At 47.8% G+C, this 26,408-nt stretch carries 21 protein-coding genes; 1 reads left to right on the forward strand and 20 read right to left on the reverse strand.

Features of this window, described 5'->3' with window-relative positions; all coding sequences use genetic code 11:
- Positions 1-9 precede the first annotated feature (9 nt).
- Positions 10-1,404 carry a DUF4832 domain-containing protein gene (locus HP568_RS21545; RefSeq protein ID WP_173630189.1) on the forward strand — a complete coding sequence of 465 codons (1,395 nt, stop codon included), beginning with the start codon at positions 10-12 and terminating at the stop codon, positions 1,402-1,404.
- A gap of 71 nt (positions 1,405-1,475) precedes the next feature.
- Here the strand turns inward: HP568_RS21545 and HP568_RS21550 are convergent, their stop codons facing one another.
- The 20 genes from HP568_RS21550 to HP568_RS21645 all read right to left on the reverse strand — a co-directional run bounded on the left by HP568_RS21550 (position 1,476) and on the right by HP568_RS21645 (position 26,403).
- Positions 1,476-2,162: a DUF4956 domain-containing protein gene (locus HP568_RS21550; protein ID WP_047072385.1), complete on the reverse strand. Its 687-nt coding sequence runs from the start codon at positions 2,160-2,162 to the stop codon at positions 1,476-1,478.
- 22 nt (positions 2,163-2,184) lie between these two features.
- Positions 2,185-2,919, reverse strand: a complete 735-nt coding sequence (locus tag HP568_RS21555; protein ID WP_173630190.1) for a polyphosphate polymerase domain-containing protein — start codon at positions 2,917-2,919, stop codon at positions 2,185-2,187.
- Entirely contained in the window at positions 2,916-4,640 is a 1,725-nt protein-coding gene (locus HP568_RS21560; RefSeq protein ID WP_048031023.1) for a CotH kinase family protein, read from the reverse strand. The genes HP568_RS21555 and HP568_RS21560 overlap by 4 nt, the downstream gene beginning before the upstream one ends.
- A 31-nt stretch (positions 4,641-4,671) precedes the next feature.
- A complete protein-coding gene (gene pelG, locus HP568_RS21565; protein WP_048031022.1) occupies positions 4,672-6,072 on the reverse strand; it encodes an exopolysaccharide Pel transporter PelG in 1,401 nt (466 codons plus the stop codon).
- 5 nt (positions 6,073-6,077) lie between these two features.
- Positions 6,078-7,484: a GT4 family glycosyltransferase PelF gene (pelF, locus tag HP568_RS21570; protein WP_048031021.1), complete on the reverse strand. Its 1,407-nt coding sequence runs from the start codon at positions 7,482-7,484 to the stop codon at positions 6,078-6,080.
- A gap of 3 nt (positions 7,485-7,487) precedes the next feature.
- Positions 7,488-9,311: a DUF2194 domain-containing protein gene (locus tag HP568_RS21575; protein ID WP_173630191.1), complete on the reverse strand. Its 1,824-nt coding sequence runs from the start codon at positions 9,309-9,311 to the stop codon at positions 7,488-7,490.
- A gap of 80 nt (positions 9,312-9,391) precedes the next feature.
- Positions 9,392-10,390, reverse strand: coding sequence for a hypothetical protein (locus HP568_RS21580; RefSeq protein WP_048031018.1), 999 nt, complete (start codon positions 10,388-10,390; stop codon positions 9,392-9,394).
- Positions 10,383-12,587 carry an NAD-dependent epimerase/dehydratase family protein gene (locus tag HP568_RS21585; RefSeq protein ID WP_048031016.1) on the reverse strand — a complete coding sequence of 735 codons (2,205 nt, stop codon included), beginning with the start codon at positions 12,585-12,587 and terminating at the stop codon, positions 10,383-10,385. The genes HP568_RS21580 and HP568_RS21585 overlap by 8 nt, the downstream gene beginning before the upstream one ends.
- Positions 12,584-13,003 (reverse strand): response regulator, encoded by a 420-nt coding sequence (locus HP568_RS21590; protein ID WP_048031013.1) that lies wholly within the window; start codon positions 13,001-13,003, stop codon positions 12,584-12,586. The genes HP568_RS21585 and HP568_RS21590 overlap by 4 nt, the downstream gene beginning before the upstream one ends.
- Positions 13,004-13,292: 289 nt before the next feature.
- Positions 13,293-15,557, reverse strand: coding sequence for a cellulose biosynthesis cyclic di-GMP-binding regulatory protein BcsB (locus HP568_RS21595; RefSeq protein WP_173630192.1), 2,265 nt, complete (start codon positions 15,555-15,557; stop codon positions 13,293-13,295).
- A 3-nt stretch (positions 15,558-15,560) separates the two neighbouring features.
- Positions 15,561-16,847 carry a glycosyltransferase family 2 protein gene (locus HP568_RS21600; protein WP_048031009.1) on the reverse strand — a complete coding sequence of 429 codons (1,287 nt, stop codon included), beginning with the start codon at positions 16,845-16,847 and terminating at the stop codon, positions 15,561-15,563.
- Positions 16,840-18,627 carry a polysaccharide deacetylase family protein gene (locus HP568_RS21605; RefSeq protein ID WP_173630193.1) on the reverse strand — a complete coding sequence of 596 codons (1,788 nt, stop codon included), beginning with the start codon at positions 18,625-18,627 and terminating at the stop codon, positions 16,840-16,842. The genes HP568_RS21600 and HP568_RS21605 overlap by 8 nt, the downstream gene beginning before the upstream one ends.
- Positions 18,593-19,462, reverse strand: coding sequence for a GGDEF domain-containing protein (locus HP568_RS21610; RefSeq protein ID WP_173630194.1), 870 nt, complete (start codon positions 19,460-19,462; stop codon positions 18,593-18,595). The genes HP568_RS21605 and HP568_RS21610 overlap by 35 nt, the downstream gene beginning before the upstream one ends.
- The gene (locus tag HP568_RS21615) at positions 19,443-20,495 is read right to left on the reverse strand and encodes a glycosyl hydrolase family 8 (protein WP_173630195.1); all 1,053 of its coding nucleotides are present in this window, start codon (positions 20,493-20,495) and stop codon (positions 19,443-19,445) included. The genes HP568_RS21610 and HP568_RS21615 overlap by 20 nt, the downstream gene beginning before the upstream one ends.
- Before the next feature lie 282 nt (positions 20,496-20,777).
- Positions 20,778-21,149, reverse strand: coding sequence for a response regulator (locus HP568_RS21620; RefSeq protein WP_048031002.1), 372 nt, complete (start codon positions 21,147-21,149; stop codon positions 20,778-20,780).
- Between the two features lie 233 nt (positions 21,150-21,382).
- The gene (gene ggt / locus HP568_RS21625; RefSeq protein WP_048031001.1) at positions 21,383-22,993 is read right to left on the reverse strand and encodes a gamma-glutamyltransferase; all 1,611 of its coding nucleotides are present in this window, start codon (positions 22,991-22,993) and stop codon (positions 21,383-21,385) included.
- Between the two features lie 323 nt (positions 22,994-23,316).
- Positions 23,317-23,847: a chromate transporter gene (locus HP568_RS21630; protein ID WP_048031000.1), complete on the reverse strand. Its 531-nt coding sequence runs from the start codon at positions 23,845-23,847 to the stop codon at positions 23,317-23,319.
- Positions 23,844-24,425, reverse strand: coding sequence for a chromate transporter (locus HP568_RS21635; RefSeq protein ID WP_048030999.1), 582 nt, complete (start codon positions 24,423-24,425; stop codon positions 23,844-23,846). The genes HP568_RS21630 and HP568_RS21635 overlap by 4 nt, the downstream gene beginning before the upstream one ends.
- A 20-nt stretch (positions 24,426-24,445) precedes the next feature.
- Positions 24,446-25,432, reverse strand: coding sequence for an ABC transporter ATP-binding protein (locus HP568_RS21640; RefSeq protein ID WP_173630196.1), 987 nt, complete (start codon positions 25,430-25,432; stop codon positions 24,446-24,448).
- Positions 25,429-26,403, reverse strand: a complete 975-nt coding sequence (locus tag HP568_RS21645) for an ABC transporter ATP-binding protein (RefSeq protein ID WP_173630197.1) — start codon at positions 26,401-26,403, stop codon at positions 25,429-25,431. The genes HP568_RS21640 and HP568_RS21645 overlap by 4 nt, the downstream gene beginning before the upstream one ends.
- Between the last annotated feature and the right edge of the window lie 5 nt (positions 26,404-26,408).

Below are 26,408 nucleotides of genomic sequence, written 5' to 3' on the forward strand. Positions count from 1 at the left end.
GGGGCACTCATGAAGATCAGATGTGGTCTATACAGCGTACTTCTCGCTGCTTTTTGCATTCTACCTTCCTCTGCCGCCGCCTCCAGTTATGGAACGGCAACCTATTCACCAAAACAAACTCAAGACGTGCTCCAAAACCCGTATATGGGACTGGCTCCCGACTCACGGACAAGTAATAATGAGCAAGAACACACCCTCGTCTATGCCAATCTTACCTGGAGGATGCTCGAGCCCACCAAAGGGGATTATGCATTTGATGAGGTCGAAGATGCGATCCTGTTTGAAGAATGGACAGAAAAGGATGTCAAGTTCATCCTCCGTATCGTTATGGATATTCCCCATAAAAAATCGGACATGGAGATACCGGATTGGCTATACAACGAGATCGGCGGGGACAATGACAACTTTGAAGATGGCGAGTGGTATCGAAACGACTATGGCAAAGGCTATAGTCCCAACTACAGCAATCCATTGGTCATCCAATACCACAAACAGTTGATTGACGCTCTGGGAGAGCGTTACAAGGACGATCCCCGCATTGCTTTCATACAGCTAGGAAGCCTCGGTCACTGGGGAGAATGGCACACCGATACGTCTATTCCTTTCCCTGCGACAGAAATCACGGATCAGTACGTCGAACCGTATCTGGATAACTTCCCTGATTCCATGCTACTGATGCGAAGACCACATCCAGTCGCCAAGGAGTACAAACTGGGGCTGTTTAACGACATGTTCGGCAACAAAGATGATACAGACAGCTACCTGTCCTGGATACAGAAGGGCTATGTATCCTGGCTGACCAAAGAGAAAATGCCTGCCATGCCTGACTTTTGGAAATATGCACCGAGCGGTGGGGAGTTCTCTCCATCCGATTCGTTAAACAGCTATTTTACTCGCTCTTCCATTAACCAGGTGATCTCACAAGCCAAAGCTTCGCATATTAGCTGGCTTGGCCCCAATACCCCTGCACGGTTCGAAAAAGATGGCGAACAACAACAATATTTGGACCGCTTTTTAAACACGATTGGCTACCGCTTCTCCATCACCAAAGAGACACATGCCAAAGCAGTTGAGCCCGGAGAAAGCCTCGCTGTGACCATGGATTGGCAAAACCGCGGTGTCGCTCCTTTTTATTTCCCGTGGATTCTCGAGCTGTCACTCGCGGATGAAGATGGGGAGATCGTAGCCAAGACCAAAACGGACGAAGACATCCGCAAATGGCTTCCTGGCAAGAAAACCGTCAAGCAAAGCTTGGAAATCCCCGATGATCTTCCAGAAGGAACATATACACTCTGTGTAGCGATCCTCGATCCCGATACGGAAGAACCGGGTATTCAATTTGCCATGGAAGGAAAAAGAGCGGACGGAAGATACACACTCGGCAAGGTTCAAGTACGAGACTGATCATCAAAGAAAAAATCCCTTCCTGACAGCCTGTAAAGGAGTCGTCAGAAAGGGATTTTTTGTAGAATCAGCTATGGTGCATAATCGCCATCGTAGCTAACCAATGATACGTTTTTCACACCTTCTACCTCTGAAATATCTTGAACAAATGCCGTATTATCTCCTTTGATTTTTACTTCTACAATCAATTCCACCATCTCTTTGTTGACTGTCTTTGATTTCAGGGTGTATTTTAGCTTGTTCAACTGGTATTTGACCCCGTCATTGGCTTGATCCTGATAGGTAATAATGAGCAGATAAGCAACATCTCTCATTTGCCGCTTGGATAATACGACAATGACAGCCGCCACCACCAATGATCCTAGGACGGAAACCGGGTACACACCTGCCCCGGTCGCAATACCTACCGAGATCGACCAAAACATGAAGACAATATCCAACGGGTCTTTGATGGCGGTACGGAACCGCACAATACTCAAGGCGCCGACCATCCCAAGAGAAAGTACGATATTCGTGCTAATCGTCATGATAATCAGGCAAGTAAGCATGGCCATGGCCACCAGCGTGATGTTAAAGGTGTGCGTATAGACAACGCCACGAAACGTTTTCTTGTAAATATAGTAGATGAACAAACCAAGCAATCCCGACAGCACAAGACCTATGATAGTATCGATGATCGAGATGCTGGCGAACTGGTCCATTTTTAAGACGCTTTTTTTGATAATATCTTGAAAATTAATCGTATTGGTCGTGTCCATAGTTTCTCGACTTCTCCTCACACTAAAGATTATAGTACTTTTTCGTTTCCTCTCTGCAAATGACATATTTGGAGATAGCCGACCGCTGATTACTCAGGTTTTGTAGCAAATGTCTAATATTGAATGGCAGGAATTGATCGTACTTCACTTCCATGATCATCATGGGCTGATGAATCGCTCTGACCATCATGATGTGTTCGTCAAAAATATCAAGCGAATTGACGTTTGCCTTCAAGTACTTATCAAACGTAATTCGGACATTCCCTTCTCTCACCAAATACGCCTCTCGAACATAATCCGTGATGACACGAGGCCGAAACAGATGATTCTTGCACGACAAATAAAAATCTCGCAGCACAGCACTTTCCGTCTCGCGTAAAAAATCAACCTCGCCTGCCAAAATCCGTTCATACTCATCTCGCGTAATCGACGCTGATTCTTTGCAAATGTATCCGCCGAACTTGCTCTTTCGCTCCATCTTGATGACCGCATCACTTTTGTTGTAAATGCGGATGCGATACTTTTTTCTTTGAAAAACCCCGTAGTTTTTTTCATAGAGAGCCGTGTCGTGATAGTCATCAAAATACAGGCTCCGAATATGATACCCTTCCTCACTTACAGAATGAGGGTCAGGAGTCGCGATCAGACGCAATTTCTGCCGTAGCGGCTCGTAATGACTCAGCCGAAGATAATACTTCAACTCATGCCGTAATCGCTTGTTGCCGAGCTGGATGCCCGTGCTCTGTATTCCTTTCATTTCAACACGAACTCCTTCACCCCATGATAAATCGCATCCTCCGGCTCTACTCTGTCAAATGCCGTCTGTACGTTCCCTTTGCTGTCGCGTACAATCACCCTCCAGAAAAAGCGACCTTTCCCCGGATCGTTTATCGTGTATTGGACTCCTGTCAGCCCCTTTGCCTGCGCGTGTATCTTCGTAAACGCAGGATCGTAACTGACAGCAAAATCGTAGGTCAGATCGTCTCCTTGCAGGTCATAGGAATGGTCCCAAGCAAAAATGAGTCTATCTCCTTCTTTTCTTGGCTCTCCCATAAAAAAGGGCATCGGATTCTCTTGGCGTTCATAGTACCTCTTTTTGTTACGCTCTGGTTCACCAGAGAGAAGCGCTTGCTCATTGTGAAAATAGGAGACATCCAGCGGCAAATTATATAAATCAGGTAGTTGCAGCACGTATTTGCTCACAATCGGATAATAACTCTTCAAGTATTTTTCCGTTTGCTCTTTCGTAATGATCTTGCTGACTTCCTCAACCTTTTCGTTTAGCGCCTTGACGTTTTCCGGGTCTTTGAAAATGCGGCGATGCAGGTTCGACACCCAGTAGTTGGAGATGCCAAACTGCCATTGACCGAGTCCTTTTTCTGGACTGCGCTTGAGCTCTTCTTCGAAAAATCCCCATGTTGAGTCATAGTCCCACGGGAGGAAATACCATTTGTTCGAGTTGCTTGGGCTGTATAAATAAAAATTGTGAACAGCCGTGTCGTGATTCCCCATCAATAGGTTGGATGCCAGCCATGTATAGTAGTTCTCCCGATCAAAATGCTTGTCCAAAAAGTCCTGCGTGTTCATTGCAGGATTATGGAGATCCTCTAGCATGGCAATGAGCTTTTCATGGTTCTCGCTACCTTTGATCTCCAAAATTTTCTCAAATGCCTTCTTGTCGTAGGTAGGATCGGTCGCCAGCTTGATCTGATCCTCGTAGCGATGGAACTCGAAATCAATAGCCTTGTATAAGTTTCCATTCCGGTCCAATCCGTGTGCCTGCAAAAATGTTTTGTTTGGCTGTTCAATTTGAGTGAACAAACCGTAATCAACAAAGTCCCGGTCCGGATTTTTTTTGGTCAAATCCTTGATTTTCACCTGAACGAACTGCGTCCGCAAGCTGGTCATATTCGGCATCTGCTCGAAATAATCAAAGCTAAGCTTTTGTCGAACACGCGTCATGTCAGACTTGTGCTTGCTTAAGTTGATGTTGCGCTGATCCCGCCAGTATCCTGCACTTTCGAACAAACGGATTTTGTACGATTTTTGTTCCGCTCTCCTGCTCGATTCCCCCCGTAGCTCAATCGTTCCGTTCGCTCTCGTCTCGCCAAAACCAAAGTAGCCTTGAATCGGCCCCTCCTCCGTCCCTTCCTGCATAATGACTTTGGCCTGGAGATCTTCTCCCTTTTCATTCCGTCCGCTAGGAGCAAGATTGAGTTCCGAAAAGGTGGTTGTTTTCAGTTTTGAATTTTCTTCGTTGACTATCGTCACATATAAATGGACGATGCTCCCATCCACATCCTGATCGTATACGCTTCTATTCTCAATTAGCCCCTCGTTCATCTGCTGAGTTGGCGCCACCTGACTCGTTGCTGACGAGTTGTCTGACACTGGCGGTTCAGGTACATCCTGTGTACAACCAGTCGATACAACTCCTAATGCTACGAGCAGGCTCAGTATGAATCGTTTTTTCTTCAACCTAAGTCCTCCCCAATCCATCAGTCCCCATCTATTCCATTCGCTTTCCTTTGACAAAGAGCGGCTGTAGGCAATAGGTGTAATAATCGATATTTTTCAAGTAATAGATCAGCCTGCCGAGACCGGCTACCAGCGCAAGAAACGAAGCCATAAAAAATGAAAAACCGTAGTTCTGAAGGGGCAGCATCGCTATGGTGATGACAACCGTACTGATGAGAAATAAGGTCGTCACCGCAAGCGCTCCCTTCCGATCGTCAAAATAGAGCAACATCAGCACGATCACAAACATAACAGCGTACAAGTATCCCGCGATAACCAGGATGTTGTACCGCTCCATCTGCTCGGACGTAAAACCGATGTGCGGAAGCAGCGTAATTCCCAGAGCCAATGCAACGAAGGAAAAGAACAGCTGCACTTCCATCATGAAGCTAAGTTCTTGCATCAACGTTTGGACCATGTCTGTTTTTGCCCGCTTGATATCCTGCACCGAGCCTGTGCCCAATATCGTCCCGTAATACGCCCGATACTTCTCATAAAAAGCGGTCTCCACTGATACAACAAACATGACCATGGTAGGCAGTATGCTCAAGGAGGCATAGAACGCAGGCACGTCATAAAATGGCGCAATCACGTATGTATTCGCCACGACTTCTTGAAGCGGACTCCCCAGCCAGTAAATAAAATGGTGTACATAGAAGCCGAGAGAGCAAAAGAGACCCACCCCCAGCAGGCTTGGGTATTTTTTCACGTACTTCAGGAAATCAAAGTAGTTCCTCTCCCGCTTTGGAAAATAGCTCTCCAGATGAACCATCGACAGAACGATCATTGTAAAAAAGCCAAGATCCAAAGAAATCAGCATTGCGATTCCTTTTTCCAATTCAGTCAGATTCAACAGCAGAAACGCAGCCAGAAGCGTAACGGCAACAGCCGCCAAATACCCGCGAATAATGCGCATATAATCCTTTAATGCGGACAAATAGGCGGATTGCAGCCATACGACAATCAGTTCCACAAAAAGAAGGTAGGCTACGAGCTTAAAGCCAGACGGCAAAGGTGCAAGCCAGTAAAAAGCACCGCCGAGAATTCCCCCCAAGCCCAGGCATACAGCGATAACTCCATACAAAGACGCAATGATGTCGTTGTACTCGCGCAAGTAAATTTTGTCTGCAATATAGCGAGAAATGACCATGGAAAAACCGCAGGTAATTAACAGCGAAAACACGAATGCATAAACGACAGCGGCTAAAAAAGACATCCGCTCCAAATAACTGACATTCAATTGAAGCAGGATTTGCTGTAGCACCGTGATCATGACCATACAAATCAGCATCGGTCCGACTGTGACCAGCGAAGAAAATGCATACGCCTTCACACTGGACAAATACCCTTTATTCCGAAACATTTTCTTCAGTTCAAAGCCAATGCCCGCCATGTTTCTTACACCTCGTATTTCCGATACATATTGCGATATCCCGCCAAGAAGTTCTCATGTGTGTAAATAGCTGACACTCTCTGGAATCCGCATCTGCCCATACGCCGTCTCAATGGTTCGTTTTGAGACAATGTAATGATCGCTTGGGCAATTTGGGTAAAATGCATAACGGGTACCGTTATCCCTGCGTTGCCATAGTTGTCACCATTTCCGTACAACAATTCCCGACAGCTTCCCACGTCCGTTGTGACGAAGGGCTTTCTGCATGCCATCCCTTCCAAAATAACGAGCGGTTGGCCTTCACTGATGCTGGTCAAAACAAGCATGTCCATTTTTCCGAGATGCTCTTTCACATTGACCGCACCTGTAAACGTAACATCCTCCAGTTGCAGGCTGTCGACCAATTGCAGGCATTCTGTGTAGTACTCCTCGTCTTCATCCGTCGGGCCCATGATAACAAAGGTTGCGTGTGGCACTTGTTCTTTGACGAGCCCGAAGCTTTGCAGCATTGTTTTAATATCCTTGATAGGTACGACGCGGACGACAGCGCCAATGGTAATTGTGTCGTTCTTTTTTTCCTCCACGATGTCAGCATAATCACTCACTTTTACACCGTTCGGGATCACTGAGACTTTGGAAGGATCACAGCCTAGCTCGATCTGAATTTCCTTGTTTCGCTCAAACAATGTGATTACCTCATCCGCGTAGGAGTAAGCACATGCAGAAAGATTATGGAAATAATCAATCCAAATATCTTTAAAGTGACCCTTGATCCAGTTTGCCTTGATAATTTCTTCTTCCCGCTCGCGGGTATAAATTCCATGCTCCGTCAGCAAAAACGGCTTCGCATGCAGATACTTCCCGAGACTCCCTGCTACACCGCCATATCCTGTACAAACACTGTGATACAAATCCGCTTGCGGCATGCCGTTTTGAATGATCAGACATAACGGCAACACCATCGAGCGAATCATCCAGATCATTTCGGTAAAAGGAATTTGCGGGTATTTTTGCTCGCAAAGACGTTGAATGACCTCGAAAAAGTCCTTGCTCGTTAGCAACTCGGCTACGGATGGCACCTTACTCCCCGACAACACGGAAAACAGAGCATGCCAGTCGCCTTTGCTGCCATCGAGCAACGAAAGCAACGCTTGCTGCTCATCCTCAGTCAGACCCAGACGCTTGCCCGGTGCAGCCTCTTCTTTCAGATAGGCATCCAGAAATACCTCTTTGATTTCCACCACATTCGGGGGGAGCTGGTAGACGTATTTCCCCCTGTTTTTCTCTTCTGCACCAATCGCATAAATGATAAACTCATGCTCTGGCATGCTAGCGATTAAGGAATGAATCCAGCTAGAGACTCCCCCTGTAATATAAGGGTAAGATCCTTCGGCAATCAGACAAATTTTCATCGCTTACTCTTCCAGTCCTATTTCAAATTTTGCACCCGTTGCATGCACGAGATAGACGCCTTCCTCTATTTTTTCTACCGTGCAATTGACCAAGCTCGTCATTTTTTTGTTTGTCCGCAAGATGTAATACATTTCTTCGGAGAAATTGTTCATGTAGCCTGTCATTTTTTTATCCGTATGCGAGATATATACATCCGTCTGCATATAGCTCTCAAGACCTGCTGCCGCATCGGAAGCAGTCTGGCTACGCAGCCATGGATACTGCTGGTAAAGTTCTTCCATCATGAGTTGGAAGTCTTTTACCAATTCCGACCACGACTTGTTATTGCTTCTCTCCTTGTCCAACACATCGTCTGGGTGAACAAAATGAGAAAAAACACCGATGGATGTGATCGCATTCGTTATGTACCAATCATGAATGTCTGTGCGACTGTATCCTGAGGTAATACGCGGCAGCTCTACAATGCCATCTTCGGCCACGGAAAACTCCTGAATGTATTCGTGCATGCTATCTGATTCCGCATACAAGGAGGCAATGACTCTCAGATCAGGGAAAGACTTTTTCAGCGCTCGACGCCCTTCCTCTCCCAACACGTTGGAAGGCGGGACATACACCTGTATGTCATATGACGAGAAGACCTTCTTGATATAATTGTCCAGATACGTTAGTGACTCAGCCATACTTGCTTCATCAGGCCAAGCCTTATACTCGTAATGGCTCGCCGTCGCTTGATCGGTAACCAGTGATTGATGATTGTATCCGTGGATGCCCAATTCGCCACCTAATTTCAACAAATCCCTGCCGTACGTAATCAAATTGTTCGAATCCGTTCCTTCCTCATCAGTGAAGGGCGGGGCAACTCGGTTATTGTAGGTTTTGATAATAGCTCCCGTGTAGGTCACATCGTAATCGGCAGCAAGCCTGATCATGTCCGGCCACCACACATCCCGATAGAAGCTGGGAATATCTTTGCGGTACTCGCGGTAAATACTCGGCTCGATCCCCTGTCGAAAAGGGGCCGGAAAATCGTCAATATACATGATTTTCATATTGAAAATGGGGTACATGAAATCTTGATTCAATAAACTGATGCCACCAGCAATCAGTCCTCTGTTCATTGCAGATTGCATATTCGTCCCGTTATAGACCATGACCTTTCCCTGTCCATACCGAGTCTCCCATAGCAACGGCATATTGTCGGCAGAAACTGCGTGAACCTTCGCTTGCCTATCCAGCTCTACGGGAATCGAGGAATTAACAATGGAATCTGCGCCGATTTTTGCATCTTCTCCTTGAATCAAGAGATTGGATGTCATCTGAATGCCGTTTGTCACGATAGGGAGATTGATGGAATTGATCCCTAGTTTTCGGTATATGCGGTACAAGCTGTCATTGTATTCAGGCGTACGTGAAAAGAACACATTTCCACCATTGTGCGCATATTGCATCAACCCATCGAGATTGGCTAGCATGCCCAGATTTTCTATGGTGACAAAGACCGTCATGTATTGTGGATCAGGCTGCGAGAACTGCTTAACGTCAGCGAGATCGTACTCCTTTTTCATATACCGCAGCACTTGCTCCACATTCCTCGCGATTGCCATGCTGCTCTCATCCTTGGGATCATGCAGAATGAGGAATTTCTCCCTTACTAGCTTGGCGATTTCCTCTTGACTGATCGCGTTTTGCTTCGGCTCGTCAGTCTGCACTCCCGAGTTTCCTGACTTATTACTGCTCACCTGAAGGATGAACTGAGATCGGGTAGCTTCTATGGTGATCCCCAGAATCGCCACAAAGATCAGAATGATGTAGATGTTTTTTTTCACGGGAATATCGTTGGACCTCGACTTGCTCCATTCTCTGTCATTTTCCCTGTCTCTTTTCCTTCTCCTGAACCTTGTCATTCTCATTTTGTATCGCTCATCTCTTTCAAATTCGTACCTATTTCCTGTGCAACAGCGACTTCCTCCCAATCGCCGTCTTGCTCATCGTCATGCCAATGCTCAATACTCTTGTCTTGCTCATCGTTCCAGTAGCGAATCATCATCAGCGTAGCGTGGGAGATTTTAACCGACGAGCTTTTTAACCGATTCATTTCTGCCACAAAACCTGCGTAGTCTCTGATCGTAAAGAAGCGCTTAAGCGACATGACATATGGCTGCTCGCTTTCCGGATGATACTCATGAAACAAATGACAGTATTGTGCGGCTTTTTCATAGGACTGGTTCACCAGCTCGCAATTGATTTTGTCCACAAAATAGCTTTCTTCTTCCTGATAAATGTCCAATAATGACTCCAGAACAAACGAATACGTGTAGCTGTATTTCACAAAGGTGCGTTGATCAATGAGTGAACTGTCCAGATACTTCTTCAATACGTCTGCGTAGGCGCGTAAAACCTCAAGATCCTGCTTGTTCTCCTCGTATTTCACTGATAAATCCTGCAATTGGAGCTGAAGGTTGCGACGCATTTCCGTTAGAGCGGCTGCCGCGTAGTGGACCGTTTCCGAATCCTCGTTTTGCAAGGCTGTCTCCAATGTGCCGATCTGCCAAATGGTCTGCTCTTTCAAGACATCGATCAGCATCTTTCGGCGCGTGCTCGTGTCGTTCAAAAACAAAATGTCCTCCACCGGTACGATGTTCATTTCCTTTTCCAAGTCCGCTCTTCGGAAAATATTCGATCCCTCAGCTAGTTTCAGCAAATCGCTTTCTAGCATCAGTTCATTCGCATTCTTTTTCGATGTTCGTTTGTACACATCCGTAATCCCCAATAACAGGAGGCCAAAAATGGGAAGAAAGCCAGCAACAAGCATTCGCATAATAAGCACCTGCTTGTTTTTGCCGCGGCTTTGCATCCAACTGTAACCAACAGACACCAAGACATGGAGGAGGACTAGATTAAGCATAGACGCCATCCTTCAGGGAGAAGCGATCCTGGTCTTTCTCCTGCACAATTCTCGATGCAATACCGAGTCTACCAAGTCTATCAATCACGATATTGGCTTCTTCCTCGTTGGAATTGGAGAGAATGATATAGACATCTCCTGCTTCGTCCATTCCCATATAATCTGCTTCGCGAAGAGAACTGGCGATATAGGCAGAAAGAGTATGATGGTCCATTTGCGCTGAATCCACTGCCAAAAGGGTAAAGTCAGTGTTCAACTGTTGCTTGGCATCCCTTTTGTTCTTCACCATTGCTGAAAAATAAGCAGGAATCAGGATAGAGGTATCTTCAAGATATCGGTCCTTTTGTGTAGAGTTTAAGTATCGGAGAGAACGGGACAAAGCGGATGAGATCAATTGAACGGCGACTTGGAAGAGGTTTTGAGTGTACATTGTAAAATTTTCAAATCCGAGTTGTTGCAATGTGACCACCGCGACCATTTTTCCCTTGTCAAAAATAGGAGCTGCTATAAGGGGCATGTCGTGACGTAGCTCTTTATTCACGATGATCTTCTTCATTGTCATTAATTCAGTAAGATAAGCATGCTCACTCATTTTCAATGATCGTGGCAGATCAAAGCCCGCTTTATTCGATTTGGCCATCAATCGCAAGAAAGAGCCATTTTGATTCATCGTATAAATGGCGATCTCATCGGACTTCATGATTCTTTCCAGTACCTTGACCGATTTCTGCAATACCCGTTCAGGCTCGAGGCTGTCCAGCTCTTTGGTGATGTTGTAGATTTTTCCGAAGCTGTCTTCCGAATTCACGATCTGCTGCTGTAATTCTTGCTTGACCAACAGTACATCATTGTAAATGTCCTTTAAAAAATCGTACTTTTCTTCAATGGCCTGCCTTTGCAGCTCCTTTGACAGTACGTCCCTGTTTCGTTTGTCGATCGAATAACCAACAGCAATCCCGATAATAAAATAGACAGCGATATGAAACAGAACATTCGCGTCATATAAGAGCGATACGACATCGCGTCCATTATGCAGGCTTTCTCCGATGAAAAGTCCACAAGCAAGGATAACAGACAAGAGGGATTGCTTCGTTCCGTAAATGGCGCCAATCAACACGATGTAAATCAGCTTGAGATCAAAGACACCGCTATTAACCGTTCCAACTGTGGCGAAAATCACCAGAACGAAAGCAAGAATGTTCTCTATGTACGGCCTTGCATCCCATGAACGGAACCAAAGGATCGTTTTCTTCGCTTCGCTCTCTTGCTCTTGTTCTTTCTCTGCGATGGTCTCTTGATACCACTGCGCCGTTTTTTCCAGCCCCTCCGCTAATGAATACATCGGGATCCAATCTAGCCTTCTCTTTGCCCGCGTATTATCCAAAACCGACTTATCTACGTCTCCTGGGCGTTTTTCCCTTCGTAAGATTCCCTGGAGAGGCTGGTTAGCCCCGAGAACGTCAATCAGCTCATTAATGCTGCTTTCCTGATTCGTAGACAAATTCATCACACCGGTATCATCCGCGGTAACGGAACGGAAAATAGCATCAGCTACATCCTCTACATAAATAAAATCTCTTGTTTGGCTGCCATCCCCATGCAAAACTATTTCTTTCCCATTGTTGATCTGGGTTAAAAAAGTAGAGATAACGCCGCCTTCCCCTACTGAACTTTGTCTGGGGCCGTACACATTCGCCAAGCGAAAGGCTACCGTTCGCAAACCGTACATTTCCGTCCATTTGCGGCAATACATCTCGCCGATATGCTTGTTTATTCCATAAACAGATACCGGATCACACGCTGAATCTTCGAGTAACGGTGTATTTTCATTCATGCCGTAAACGGCGGCTGATGACGCAAAAATAAATTTGGACACACCATATTTGCTCGATAGCTTCAGCATATTCACGAGTCCAAGAATGTTCGTATTCGAATCCAGCAGGGGGTCCTCCATGGATGCAGCAACACTCACTTGGGCCGCTAAATGTATGACGACATCGAACTTGTTGCTTTTAAATACTTCATCACATTTTTTATCCGCTACATCCAGCTCGTATGCCTTATGCGGAAATGTGACATTCTTCTGATTGCCTGAGCTGAGATTGTCGAGGATAAAAACTTTATACCCTTCCTTATAAAATCTCTCCCCGACAAAAGAACCGATGAACCCATAACCACCTGTGATCAAAACTTTCATACTAACACCTCAGCTATTTGTTTCACATGTCTATCCCTACGACGAATATCTACCCCTGTTCCCAGCACTTTTTGGACAGCCCATTCGATTCGCTCCAGCTGCAGCGGCTTCGCGATGAAATCCCGCGCACCTGCCTGAATCGCCTTAATGACGGTATCGTGCCTAGACACTGCTGAGCAAATAATGATCTTGGCATCCTTATCCAACTCCATGATTTTGCGTGAAGCAGTTAAACCGTTCATGCCGGGCATGGTAATATCCATCGTGACGAGTGATGGTTTGTACAAGCAGTAATTTCTAACAGCCTCCTCTCCCGAAGCAGCTTCCGCAACGACATGCAGTCCTAATGTCTCAAATATGCTGCGCAGCACATGTCTCGTAAACGCCGTATCATCAACAATCAGAATGCTATTCATCCAAAACGCTATCTCCCATCCTATCCAACCATACCTTTCGGACTATTTTATTATAGTAATATATTCCTATTTTCACTACCAACCAAAGTTACTGTCTCGTAACTTTTATTTCCATAGGCATAAAGACCTCCGACATGTAGCTTTACCTAGTCTACTAGGGTCATCTCAACAATTTCTGAACAACAGTCAAAAGACAATCAGATGTCTCCGTTCCCCTGCTATTTAAAAAGAAAAACAGGGACAGTTACCTATGCGGCATCTGATCCCTGTTTTTCTTCATGTTTTTACACTATTTTCGTCTACGAGACTTTTCTTTCTCTTTTTTCAACAAGCGAATAAAGATCACCAATACAATCAGGAATACCACCAAAATCACTCCGATTAACCAGAGCGGGATATTGCCTACTACCTCATTTATGCCTCTTGTCTGCTTCTCTTCATGATCTTCGAGCTGAATAGAGAGAACCTCGTTTGATTTGCTCATCACAACAATTTGCCCATCTTCGTTGGAATTCTTCAGATATTCAAGTAGATCAGCATGAAGGAAGGTTCCCTGACTAGCCTTACTCTTGTCTGCGGATTGGAAAACACTCAACGTCCGCTCTTGATTCCAGATCGAGGGCTGGACCCAGGCCACATAACGGCTCGTCTCGTTAATGACGTGGTATTGGTTCAACTGCTTGGCCTCATTGATCAAAAGCTGTCCCTGAACCTTCTGCAAACTCGGGTACTGCTCAATATCCCCCATTGCAATCACATTGTACGAGGCGATCTCCTGCAAGGCCTTCTCGTTCAGCGGTTCCTGGAAAATAACGAAGGAGCTTCCCTTCTGATTGCTTACCTCCGACAGCATATTATTCATTAGCATCGAAAACTGGGACAAATAGGAACCTGTCCATTTTTCCGGCAGCAGGAAGGCGGTGTCCTTCAATCCTGCATCCTGCACATAAGGAGCGGGCCAGTATCGGAAGCTGCGCTGTGCAGGTACCTCGTGTGGCACGTTCAGGCTACTTTCCTTATCCACAAACACCCAACGTCCCATGTTGTTCTCAGGCGCGCACACATCCCCCTTCTGGTTCATCGAAGCCGAGAAAGAGACCGTCAGAGCATGATTCGCCTCTTTGATGACAGACTGTGAAATGGGAATACTCACGTGGTAGTTATCGTTATCGTCCACTGCTTTCAACTGCTGGAGCATGACCGTATAAGGTACGCCATTTACCGTTACAGTCAACTGGTGCTGTGGCTTATCTTCCCCTTCGTACTTCTGCATGAGCAGTGGGGAAATCTTCAGTTTCAAATCAAGCGTGACGTCTCCGGTAATCTTCCAATGAGACGGAATTTTCAAGGTCACCTGCTCGGTACGGCTGCTTCCGTGCTCAAGCATCACATGCGAATATCCGCCTGAAGCCAACGACAGAGAAATCGGACTTTGCTCTGCTGCCTGTACACGGGGAACCTGCTTGACAGTCAGTTGATTCCCTGCCAACTGCTTGTTCATTTCCTTATCTGTCAGCAGATGAATCGTCTCGGCAAAGTTTGTCTCCTTGCCTCTCGACACCAAGAGCATGAGCTTGGCCTCAGCAGATTGATTCACTCTCATCTGATAGTAATCGAGCCCCAGCTTTTGTTCCCTGGTTGCAATCCCCTCTTCAGCAACCAGTGTTTTAAGCGGGCCAGTCCAGCCTTCCGGATTGCCGAGCGCGATGACGTGTCCCAATTCTCCCTTTGCTTTCCACTCGCTCTCTGTCATGATCGGGATCGGGCGTTTCGTAGCTGTCTGGGCAGACAAGGATGTGGCTACCTTCAGTGCGGCTGCTACCACATCTTGATCGGCGGCATCAGGAACGACGATCTTGGTAAACACTTCAGTCGAATTGCCCGGCTCTACGAACGGTACCGGGTACTCTCTCAACAGATCGGCAGACGAGGTTACGGCCTGCGTATCCAGAAAAGCAAAGGAGCTTTTATCGATTTTTACCCAGTTCGCAGGATCGTTCTGATCGTCGCAAATGTTGTCGGTGAGCAGGCTATGCTTGGTGATGGTAATTTTGTGGAAGCCGAGCGCCGTCTCGTCCGCTCCCAGCGGTATTCTGATTTTCCCTTGCTGGGCAGTCTCCTTGGTTAAAAACACGCTTTTCAACGGCTTGTCGTCGACACTTACCGTCAAAGTAGAACGTGTGCCGTTCAGCAGCTCGGAGTGACTAAATGAGATTTCCAGATAGTTGTTGCTTCCAATGGTTGCACGCGGAACACTGTAGAAGTAGGCAAAGGACTCGTTGACCCCATCCAATGTGACCGGTTCGCTCGTAAAACGCAAAACAGTTCCTGGTGTCTTGTCAATTCCATTGGATGCGTATGTCGTTTTTGCTTGCTTGGCTAGGTTTGAAAAGGTAAACACAGCTTGGCGTATCGCCTGTCCCGATAGCGCAGTTGCCCCGGCTTGTGTCGGTGCTGTCGTACCTTGAGCGTAGATCGTACCCACGCCTTGCCCAAAAAGGAGGGCGGTTACGGTCAATAGCGCAAACGCCGGTTTCCAATTGTTTCTCTTCATGTTTTACACCTGTCTTTCTACTGGCGGTGCGGACTTCTTATCTGCCGCGAAACGCTCTGTCTTATACCATTTAAGCTCCTGTCGAAATACAACCCGCTTGAACTCCAGGTACAAGGCATAGACAACCAGGACAATCCAGAGCTGCGAGTACGTAAAATACATCAACAATACAATCAAGAAGTTTTTTACATTCAATTCAGTCCGTTCAATACTAAGTGCGATCATTACTTCCGTGACGTACAGGAAATAAGCCAAAATCCAGAGAATCATAGCGACAATGCCTACCTGCAAATGCAAATCAACGAACATATTCGTCACAAAAAGTACATCCGATACGATTACACCCATAAAGAACAGGAAATAGGTGAAGAAGAAGTAGATCAAATCAAACATGATGCTTTTCTTTCGCAAAGAGAAAATTCTCCACATGAACTTCAGCACAACGTACTGATTCCCTCGCGCCCATCGCGTCCTTTGCTTCCACCACACCTTCCAGCTTTCAGGCTCCTGCTCCCAGGTGATCGCCGCCGGGAAGAAACGAATATAGTAGCCCTCATTGTAGACACGGATCGTCAGCTCGGTGTCTTCCGCGAGAGCTTTTTCATCCCAGCCACCCAGTTCCTCAACCAGGCTGCGGCGAATGGCAAAGTTGGTCCCCGGAATCGTCGTCACCCGGAACCAGAAAAATCGTCCTGCCTGCGCCATCCATTGGAAGCAGATCGTCTCGATGTTGATAAAACGGGTAAGCAAATTCGTGGCGGCGTTGACCACCCTGAACTTGCCAACAACAGCCCCTGCCTTTGGATCGTTTAACAGTGCCAGAACGAGGTAGTAGACGGCTTTGCGCTCTGGCGTATTATCAGCGTCATAGACCACGATGACGTCTCCTGTGGAATGAGCCAAGCCCTGGTTGAGCGCACCCGATTTTCCTTTTCCGGCATGAGGAGGCTTGGTGTGGACCACCTTCACGTACGGGTATTTGCTGGCGTATTTATCGGCGATTTCCCCCGTGCGATCACGCGAGTTGTCATTGATGACGACAATCTCCAGCTTGTCTTTCGGATAATCCAACCTCAGCATCGCCTTGATGGTCCGTTCGATGACGACTTCCTCATTGTGAGCGGGGATCAGGACGCTTACCTTTGGCAGCGGATGCTGGTTTTTTTCCCACTCTGGAATAGGGCGTCTATATCGCAGGTAGTGAAAATACCCACCCTGCATCAAGAACATATGGTACAAGAGCATAATCCAGATGACAGACAGGGAGAGATAAAATAAAGCATTAGCCATCGAGATCACGCTCCATAAATAGTTGTTTGCGCAGGTTAGCCCGATTGCGCCACGTATACAGCATAAACAGCATGACCATGACAGACACGAGTCCGGCAATGCCCCATAGCACGAGCTGTACCCACCCATTTTCACGCAGGAAATCCTGAAGATTTTGGTAAATATCCGTGGCCTTCAACGTCGTACCCTGCTCTTCTAAAGACTCGGCGAGGATAGTTGGCTCACTGGCTTCCTGACCGCTATCCAGACTGATTTCCTGTCCACTCAGCCCGCGGACGTCTATCCACTTCACATCAGGCAGGGTTTCCACGTAGGCAATCATTTCTTTTAAAGGCTTTACTCCTAAATATGGATGAAAAAACATGCTGACCATGCCATCTCGTACAAAGCTGACTTCTCTGTATTTGTCCTTGATATCCTGCATCGGGGTAGAAGAGGAGGGATCATAATACCCGATTGTTTCCGGCAGGAGGGTCATTCCGTGCAAAAAGGCCGGCTTCGACACAAAAGGAGGTGCTCCCATGTGTACCCAGTCCCTGTCATTAAACTGAAGCTGGCCAAGGACATAAGGAAAGTAGCGAGCCATGACCTCGTACCCTTTTTGGCTCATCGTATAGTGCGGAGCTTCAAAAGCGACAGGAGCAAGCCCCAACTCGGTCAGTTCCTTGATTCCTGTCTCCATGCGTGTCTGTATATAATGCTCCTCATATTCTTTCAGCGACTGCTGATAAGTCTCATACTCGGCCTGAGATGCGAACGTATATCTTTTCTTCAAAGGCGTCTCATCTTCCGGAGCTTTGGAGATTGGCGTATTGTTTTCAATGTCCCAAAACTCAGACCCTTCCCCTGTTTCTGAATTGCGATAGTGGTGCATATATCCGTGCAATACGATGCTTGCTCCTCTTTTTTGCAATTCCCGCAGCACCTTGAGCATCTCTGGGCGATCCTTCAGATGGACCATCTCGTGCGTCTCGGAGTTTTCGTACACCGGGATAAGCGCAATGACGAAAGGAATCCCCTTGTCTGCCAAATAACTCCCCGCCTCCCAGACCAGCTTCGGATCAGAATGAGGGTGTACATCCTCCAGACGGATCAACGCGTAACGCCCCGCTTCATGCGGCTGCTTGAAAACCTCGTGCAGTGCTTCTGACACAAAGAGGGAGAAGGGCGAAGTGAAATTGGAGCTGGCAAAATACGCTGTCTTTCCGTTCTGAACCATCAACGGATATGTATACATCCCCTTCCAGCCCTCAAGCAAAACATCTCCTTTAGATAGCGAGATATGCCCTACCAAATAGTTATCATTTAGCAGGACTTGGTCAACACCCTGCGGCTTAGATACCTTCTGGATATCCACCTGTCCGTTCACCTGGAAAAAGGAAAACCGCGCTCCCAACTGCTCCACGTTTTTGCCAATCGCAAGCCAAGTGCCAGGAAAGCGTTGCATGATTTGCCTCGAAGAACTGCTTAAATCTTTCGAGATGCTACCGTAATAGACGAGGTGTGTGACTCCATCCAAATCTCGCTCGGTCAATACCTCATCCGCCACATAGGTGAGCTTTGAGCTGTAATGTCCCAGCACCATGTCAAGCATGCGCACTTCATCCGTCAAGGCTCCGTCTTGGGTCGAGTAGACAATCAGTACCTCTGGCTCTTGTCCCGCTCCCTCCGCAGCGTACAGCTTATCCCCTGTTCCAGTCAGCAGCAAGAGCACCATGAGCATAGACACGACTATGCGGCAGCGATTATTGAATGTATTGTTCCAGCTCTTGTTTGGCACGTTGCACCATCTCCAAATGGTCACTTACATCTTCTGCGTAATGACTGATTCCAAACCCGATCGTCAGTGTGACCTGCTTTTTGTCATTCTCCAAATTGTGGACGGATAGGAGCCTTTCGATCTTTTTGACGACTACTTCCGCCCCTTCCTCATGGCTGTTGCTCAAAATAACAGCGAAAGTTCCTGAGCCCTGCTCCCCGCGGTCGAGACGAAACTTGCGGTCTGTCAATCGCGTGTTGTTGCGTAGAATGGTTGAGAGCGAGCTGAGCAGATAATCTCCCTCCTTGGGTCCGTACAAGCGATAGAAGGAATCGAGATACAGGACTTCAATGAGCATCAGCGAAAAAGGGATGCCTGTCCGGCGAGAGCGGCTATATTCTTCTTCCAAATCAAAGAGTAGTCGTTTCTCATTGGAAAAACCCGTCACTTCATCGATCGTCACCAGCTCATCAAACTTCCCAGCCATCTCCTGATGCTCGGCCACTGTCTGCCTCACCAAGCGATGGATCAAGCCGGTCAGAACGGCAGCACCGAGAAAGAGTCCCATCCAGATGACGATGTCAGAGAAAGAAAAGGAAATCGTCCATCCGGCAAACATACCCCAAATCATCATACTGCCAAAAGCGAACAAGCTGATCAGGGAGAGCCCCAGGCTAGCCAACAGCCCAAAAATGATACCCGTCAGGCTAATGACCAGTGTCCAGACCAACAGTAAGGCTGGAACCAGCGGCAGAGCAGGCATACCCACCGCGAACAGGGCGAGCATAATGATGAAAAGCAAAAACAACACTTGATAGCTGATAAATTTACTGTTTTTACTGAAGCGTTCCCTCATTGAACAGCCTCCTTTCTGCGAGCAGTGGAAGCAGATTGTCAAACGAATGCGTGTCCATCTGACTCGTGTCCACGTAACCGCCATAGAACTCGCTTTCTGGACGCCGAATCTGCTGACGAACCATCCGTTCATATAGATCACGGGCAAACGTGTAATCCTTAAGCTCGCTTGCTGTCAAAATCGCCAAGCTGTACACGGCTGGAGACTCGTACGTTACCAGCGGTTTCTTGGTACTGGCATCGTATCTGCCATACAATAGTCCATTACGCGCAAACTCATCTTTGAGAAACGTCCACAGCTCTGGAGATGATATGCCTACTTGTGCGCGATGGTAGCCGATGTACAACTGGTCGATCAGATTCACTTCCTGATGATAGACATACTCCTTGCTGCCCAACTGATAAGAAAATGGAAAAAAACCGTTTTGGGTCGGCAACGTGTTCAGAAAGGAATGTACTTGATTGCTCAATTCTTTGCTCACCTGTTGATGCTTCTCCATCAATTGAACGGCAGCAGCATTCAAATAGGAGAGTGTCAGGGAATCACTGGCTACCTTATAATGGCGATCGTAAAAATCGACCAGCAGTCCCTCTCGACTCTGGTTCTTCACGATGCTTTGTCCAACTTCATTGGCCAATTGAATATAGGTCTCGTCTCCCCATTTTTCGCCTGCCATGTAAAGAGCTTCTGCGATCCTCAGGTCATCTACCAATGCATTGGTCGCGACTGGAGTCTCATTCTCTCCACCCGCTTTCCAGGCAATCCAACCATCCTGATAATCATAGGCTTTCAAGACCTCTACATTCTGAGCGAAGAGGGATTGATCCCCTTTTTCCACTGCGTACAGCATCCACAGACCCAGCGATTCCGAAAGGGTCTCTGTCCCTTTTGCAACATTCGGGTCATTAGATGTAGCGGGCTTCATATTCGTTTTCAAGGTCAGATCGTCGTTCGTCAAATGCTCCTTGATAAAGAGCTCGCCCGGCAAAAGCCTGACGTATTTGGAGCCAATGGTATTCTGTTCCGTTTTCATGGCAGACGGCACCCCCTGAAAAAAACATCCGCTCAAGATGAGGACAAGTAGGGAGACTGCTATAATGGGAAAGCGAAAATCTTTCAACATGCTCACGCCTTTTTAACATAAGTTTCTATCTCGCTACGATTCATCCAGTTTCCATGTACCCCAGCGAAAGATGTCGCACTTCCTATTATAATCCATCCGTTAAAAAGGTAGAGAGGACTCCGCCTTCACTCAACAATGAACCCATAACTTCCTGTGATCAAAATTCCATACTAACATCACTGCTAGTTTGTTTCACCTAGTATCTGTTTCCAACAAATGTTGAACAGCCCATTCAATCCTCTCGAACTGTAAGGGCTTTGCGATGAAATCACGTGCACCTGCCTGGATCGCTTTGATGACAGTGTCGCGTCGTGCAACTGCGGAACAAATAATGATCTTCGCATCCTTATCCAGCTCCATGATTTTTCGGGAAGCAGCCAAACCGTTCATGCCTGGCATGGTAATATCCATCATGACAAGTGACGGTCGATACAAACAATAATTTCTAACAGCCTCTTCCCCTGAATCAGCTTCTGCAACTACCTTAATACCTAATTTCTCAAACATGTTTCGCAGCACGAGTCTCGTAAACGCTGTATCATCAACAATTAAAATGCTATTCATCCAAATTGTTTTCTCCTATCTTTTATACCACGACTTTCGAACCGCCATAAGAGGTTTACTATACGCAAAAACGACATAATCTGATCATTTTCTACATTCTACTCGGAACATCTAGACAACTTCTGAACAAGAGAACATCACCAAAAGAAAAAACAGGCACAAAGAACCGCAAACAAAAAAAGCCGAAGCATCTGCTTCGGCTGAATTCACTCTTCTATTCGATTCTCTTTTTCCTACCAAGCTGCAATACAACTATCCGTACGCATATCCGTACCACCGCTCAGCACACCATTTTCATCACGCCAAATGATTTGTCCACGCCCGAAATAATTGCCGAGCTGTGCCCACTTGATTGTATGGCCCCTGCGCTCCAAAGCTTGTGCCAAATGCTCAGGGAAATGACGCTCCAGCTCCACCGTTTTGCCTTCCATCCACTGCCAACGCGGCGCATCAAGTGAGGCTTGTGGGTTGAGGTGAAAGTCGATCGTGTTCATGACCACCTGCACATGTCCTTGTGGCTGCATGAAGCCGCCCATGACGCCGAATGGCCCCACTGCTTTTCCGTCCTTCGTCAAGAAGCCCGGGATAATGGTGTGGAACGTTCTTTTGCCTGGCTCCAAGCAATTGTCATGAGCAGGGTCCAGCGAGAAGTTATGACCGCGGTTTTGCATGGCGATCCCTGTCCCCGGCACAACTACCCCGGAACCAAAACCCATGTAATTGCTTTGGATAAAGGAAACCATGTTGCCCTCACCGTCAGCAGTCGCCAAATAGACCGTGCCGCTCGTTTTCGGCTGACCCGGCTCTGGCGTCAAGGCTTCATGACCAATCAGTGCACGGCGAGTGGCAGCGTATTCCTCAGACAGCAATGCTTCCTTGGAGACTTTCATTTTGCTCTCTTCTGTGATGTATTTCAATCCATCGACAAATGCCAGCTTCATCGCTTCAATTTGCTTGTGATATGTTTCCGTCGTGTCTTTTGCGTCAAAATCAAAGCCCTTCAAAATGTTCAGCGCCATTAGACCGATCATCCCTTGCCCATTCGGCGGGATCTCCCACACGTCATAGCCGCGGTAGTTGACACTGATCGGCTTCACCCATTCCGGCGCATAGGCAGCCAAGTCTTCTTTGCGCAAATAGCCGTCACACTCCCGGGAGAACGCATCGATCTTGTCTGCCAGCTCTCCACGATAGAAGCTCTCTGCATTTGTTTCCGCGATTTGACGCAGCGTCTCAGCATGACCCGGCGACTTCCAGATGTCGCCCGCTTTTGGCACCTTGCCATCTGGCGTAAAGGTGGAGAACCAATGAGCGAACTCTTCCCCTTTGCATTGCTGGGAAAACTTTTTGTGTGCAGCGTTCCAATAATGCGCCAATGTTGGCGATACCGGATAGCCATTTTCCGCATAATCAATCGCTGGCTGCAAAACCTCTGTCAGCGGAAGGCGTCCAAAACGCTCGGACAAGGCGGCCCAGGCAGCAGGAGCTCCTGGTACAGTAACAGGTGTCCAGCCGTAGGTCGGCATTTCTTCCAGACCTTTTGCTTTTAATGCCTCAATGGAGATTCCTTGTGGTGCAGGCCCGCTTGCATTCAGTCCATGCAGCTCGTCTTTGATCCACACGAGGGCAAACGCGTCTCCCCCGATGCCGTTCGAGGTCGGTTCTACTACAGTCAGGCACGCAGCCGTTGCAATCGCAGCATCCACTGCATTTCCGCCCTTTTTCAATATATCGAGACCAGCTTGTGCCGCCAGTGGCTGCGAGGTCGCTACCATGCCGTTCTTGGCAAAAGTCGTCACACGCTTCGATGCGTATGGGTATTCCATTGCGTCATAATTAACCATGATTCAAGCCTCCTAAATCGTTCGTTTAGCCGATAAGAAAGACCATAAGAGATGCACTGAAGGTCCTTTTGGTTTGAGTCAACATAGTGGAGGAGAAGAAAAAGCACAGTTCTCTTCGACACTGACACGCCAGCATCTGGGATTTACTGTCCGTCTCCACTTCCAAAAGGGGACCGTCGAGCCAAAGCCACCCTACGGGCGGAAGTTTCTCAGGGAAGACGTGTTCGACAAGCGGGTCCCCTTTTGGAAGTTCCGACTGGGTAGGCTTAGTCAAGGTCTACGAGCCCTGTGCTTTTTCTTCTTACCAGCTTACGTAAACTTTCCTAGCCGATGAAAACAAACCCGTACACCATCGCTCCCAGAATGACAAAAGCGGGATGGATCTTCCATGTTTCGAGCAGAAGGTAGGATGCCACTGTCAAAATCCCTGTTTGCATCCAGCCGATTCCCTCGACTGCACCCATCAGGAATTGATACGTCATCGTTCCGAGCAAGACAGTAACGACTGGGCGTACCGATTGGGTCATCGCTTTTACCTGTGGAGCACTGCGGAATAAGTTAATAAAACCCATCAATAAGACCATCGCAATCGCTGTCGGAGCAACCGTTGCAAATAATGCGACTACTGCACCCGGTACGCCCGCTACCTGATAGCCAATGTATCCAGCAAGCTTGGTCGCGATTGGGCTGGGCAGGGCATTTCCTACCGCCAGCACTTCTCCGAATTCCTGTACACTCATCCACTGGTAATGGTCAACCACTTCATTTTGGATCAAAGGGATGCTCGGTGGTCCTCCCCCGTACCCCAAAATGTTGGAGATGAAAAAGGCCCAAAATAATTGCAGATAGATCATGCTACTCCCTCCTTGCCGTCCTTGTCCTTGCGCTTGCGGACAGACCATGTAGAGTAGGCAAATGAAACGGCCAGCGCAATCCCTACGACGATGCCCGGATGCCAATCAAGGAAGAGCAACGCTACGAGTGAGAGGGCGAGGGAAAGACTCACACCTGCTTTGCTGGACGCTCCCTTCCAGCCCTTTGAAAGGAATTCCCACGTAAGGACGCCTGTCATGACTGCGATTACCGGACCGATTGCCTGGATCATGCCGTATACACCCGGCGCATCCTTCCATTGATAGATGACTTGCAGCAAACCGATCATCACAAGCACGATTGGCATCACTACTGCGATGTTTGCCACCAATGCACCCTTCCAGCCTTTTACCCGATAGCCGATAAAGGCGGCCAGCTTGGTCGCAATGGGCCCTGGAAGAGCGTTGCCTAGCGCCAGATTGTCGGAAAAGTCCTCATCTGTCACCCATTTATACTTTTTCACGCATTCGGTGTAAAAGAGAGGAACCATCGTAGGTCCTCCCCCAAACCCGAAGATTCCGATGCGGAAAAAGGCGAGAAATAATTGCCAGTAAATCATAGCTGTACCTCCGTCCTTGCCTAGCGGAAAAGTTCGCCCGATTGCACCAAATGACAGGATACCAATTGGCCGTCGCCGATGTCTGACAGACTGGGCACCTGTGTCTTGCAAATCTCGGTCGCATACGGACAACGTGGGTGAAACGTGCAGCCGCTCGGTGGATTTGCGGGACTCGGCAAATCGCCTGTCAACAAGATCCGTTCGCGCTTTTGCCGTGGTTTCGCTACTGGAACAGCCGAGAGAAGCGCCCGTGTATACGGATGACTCGGGTTCTCAAATAGCGTCCGCTTGTCAGCAATTTCTACAATCCGTCCCAAATACATCACCGCGATCCGGTCGCACAAGTGCTTCACGACCGACAAATCATGCGAAATGAACATCAGGGTCAGATTGAATTCTTTTTTCAAATCCTTCAACAAATTGAGTACCTGTGATTGAATCGATACGTCCAATGCAGATACGGGCTCATCGGCAATGATCAGCTTTGGTTTTACGACCAGTGCGCGGGCGATTCCGATCCGCTGCCTCTGTCCGCCGGAAAAATCGTGTGGATGGCGGTTCAGATGTTCTTTTCGCAAGCCAACGACCTGAATAATCTCCTCGATGACTTTTTCCCGCTCTGCCTTTGTCCCGATGTTGTGTACCATCAGCGACTCCATCAAAATCTGCTTGATCGTCATCCGTGGATTCAGTGAAGCGTATGGGTCCTGAAAAATCATTTGCAGGTTTCGGCGCATGATGCGCATTTCTTCTTTGGGAAGCTTCGCTAAATCTTTGCCATCAAACCAGACTTCTCCTGCTGTCGGCTCCAAAAGGCGTAGAATCGTTCGGCCCGTCGTAGACTTGCCGCAGCCCGATTCCCCTACAATGCCAAGTGTTTCACCGGGATACACTGTCAAATCAATACCATCGACTGCTTTGACATGTCCCGTCGTCCGCTTCAAAAAGCCACCCTTGATGGGAAAATGCTGTTGCAGCCCTTTTACTTCTAAGAGAGGTGTCGTCATGCCTGTTCTCCCTCCTTCGTATACAGCCAGCAGCGACATTTTTGATTGTCCAGTTGCAAGAGTTCTGGGGGCTTTTCGTGACAAATCGCAATGGCTTGCGAACAGCGCGGGGCAAAACGACAGCCCACTGGCATTTGATAAGGCAAAGGAACTGCTCCCGGAATGGTTTCCAGATATTCGCGCTCTTCGTCCAGCTCAGGAATCGAGTTCATCAGCCCGATCGTATACGGATGCTTTGGACTGTCAAACAGCGTATCGACATCAGTCTCCTCAACGACTTGTCCGGCATACATGACGATAACACGGTCGCACATCTCGGCTACCACACCCAAATCATGCGTAATCAGCATGATGGAGGTTCCAGTCTTCTCTTTTAAATCGCGCATCAAATCAAGAATTTGCGCCTGAATCGTCACATCCAGTGCCGTTGTCGGCTCGTCTGCAATAATCAGCTTCGGATCGCAGGACATCGCCATCGCAATCATTACACGCTGGCGCATCCCTCCTGAGAGCTGATGCGGAAACTCTCCGTAAATCTCTTCGGCACGAGGCATTCCGACTGCTTTTAGCATCGCAATCGCCCGGTCCTTTGCCTCTGCCTTCGTTACCTTGCGATGTAGCATGACTGCTTCCTCAATCTGTTTGCCTACGGTATGCAGCGGATTGAGGGATGTCATTGGCTCTTGAAAAATCATCGCGATTTCATTACCGCGTACACCTTGCATCTCTTTTTCCGACAGCGCAAGCACGTTCTTCCCATTGAAGCGAATCGATCCTTCCGTGCTTCCGTTGGGCGGCAGCAAGCGCATGATCGACAGGCTGGTTACACTCTTCCCACAGCCCGATTCGCCCACGACGCCAAGCGTTTCACCAGCACGGATAAAGAAGTCGACGCCGTCCACGACACTGACGACACCGCTGTCCGTGCGAAAACGGGTTCTCAGTTGCTCCACTTCCAAGATGGTCGTCATCTGCT

Source organism: Brevibacillus sp. MS2.2 (assembly GCF_013284345.1).
In the GTDB taxonomy this organism is placed as follows: domain Bacteria; phylum Bacillota; class Bacilli; order Brevibacillales; family Brevibacillaceae; genus Brevibacillus; species Brevibacillus brevis_C.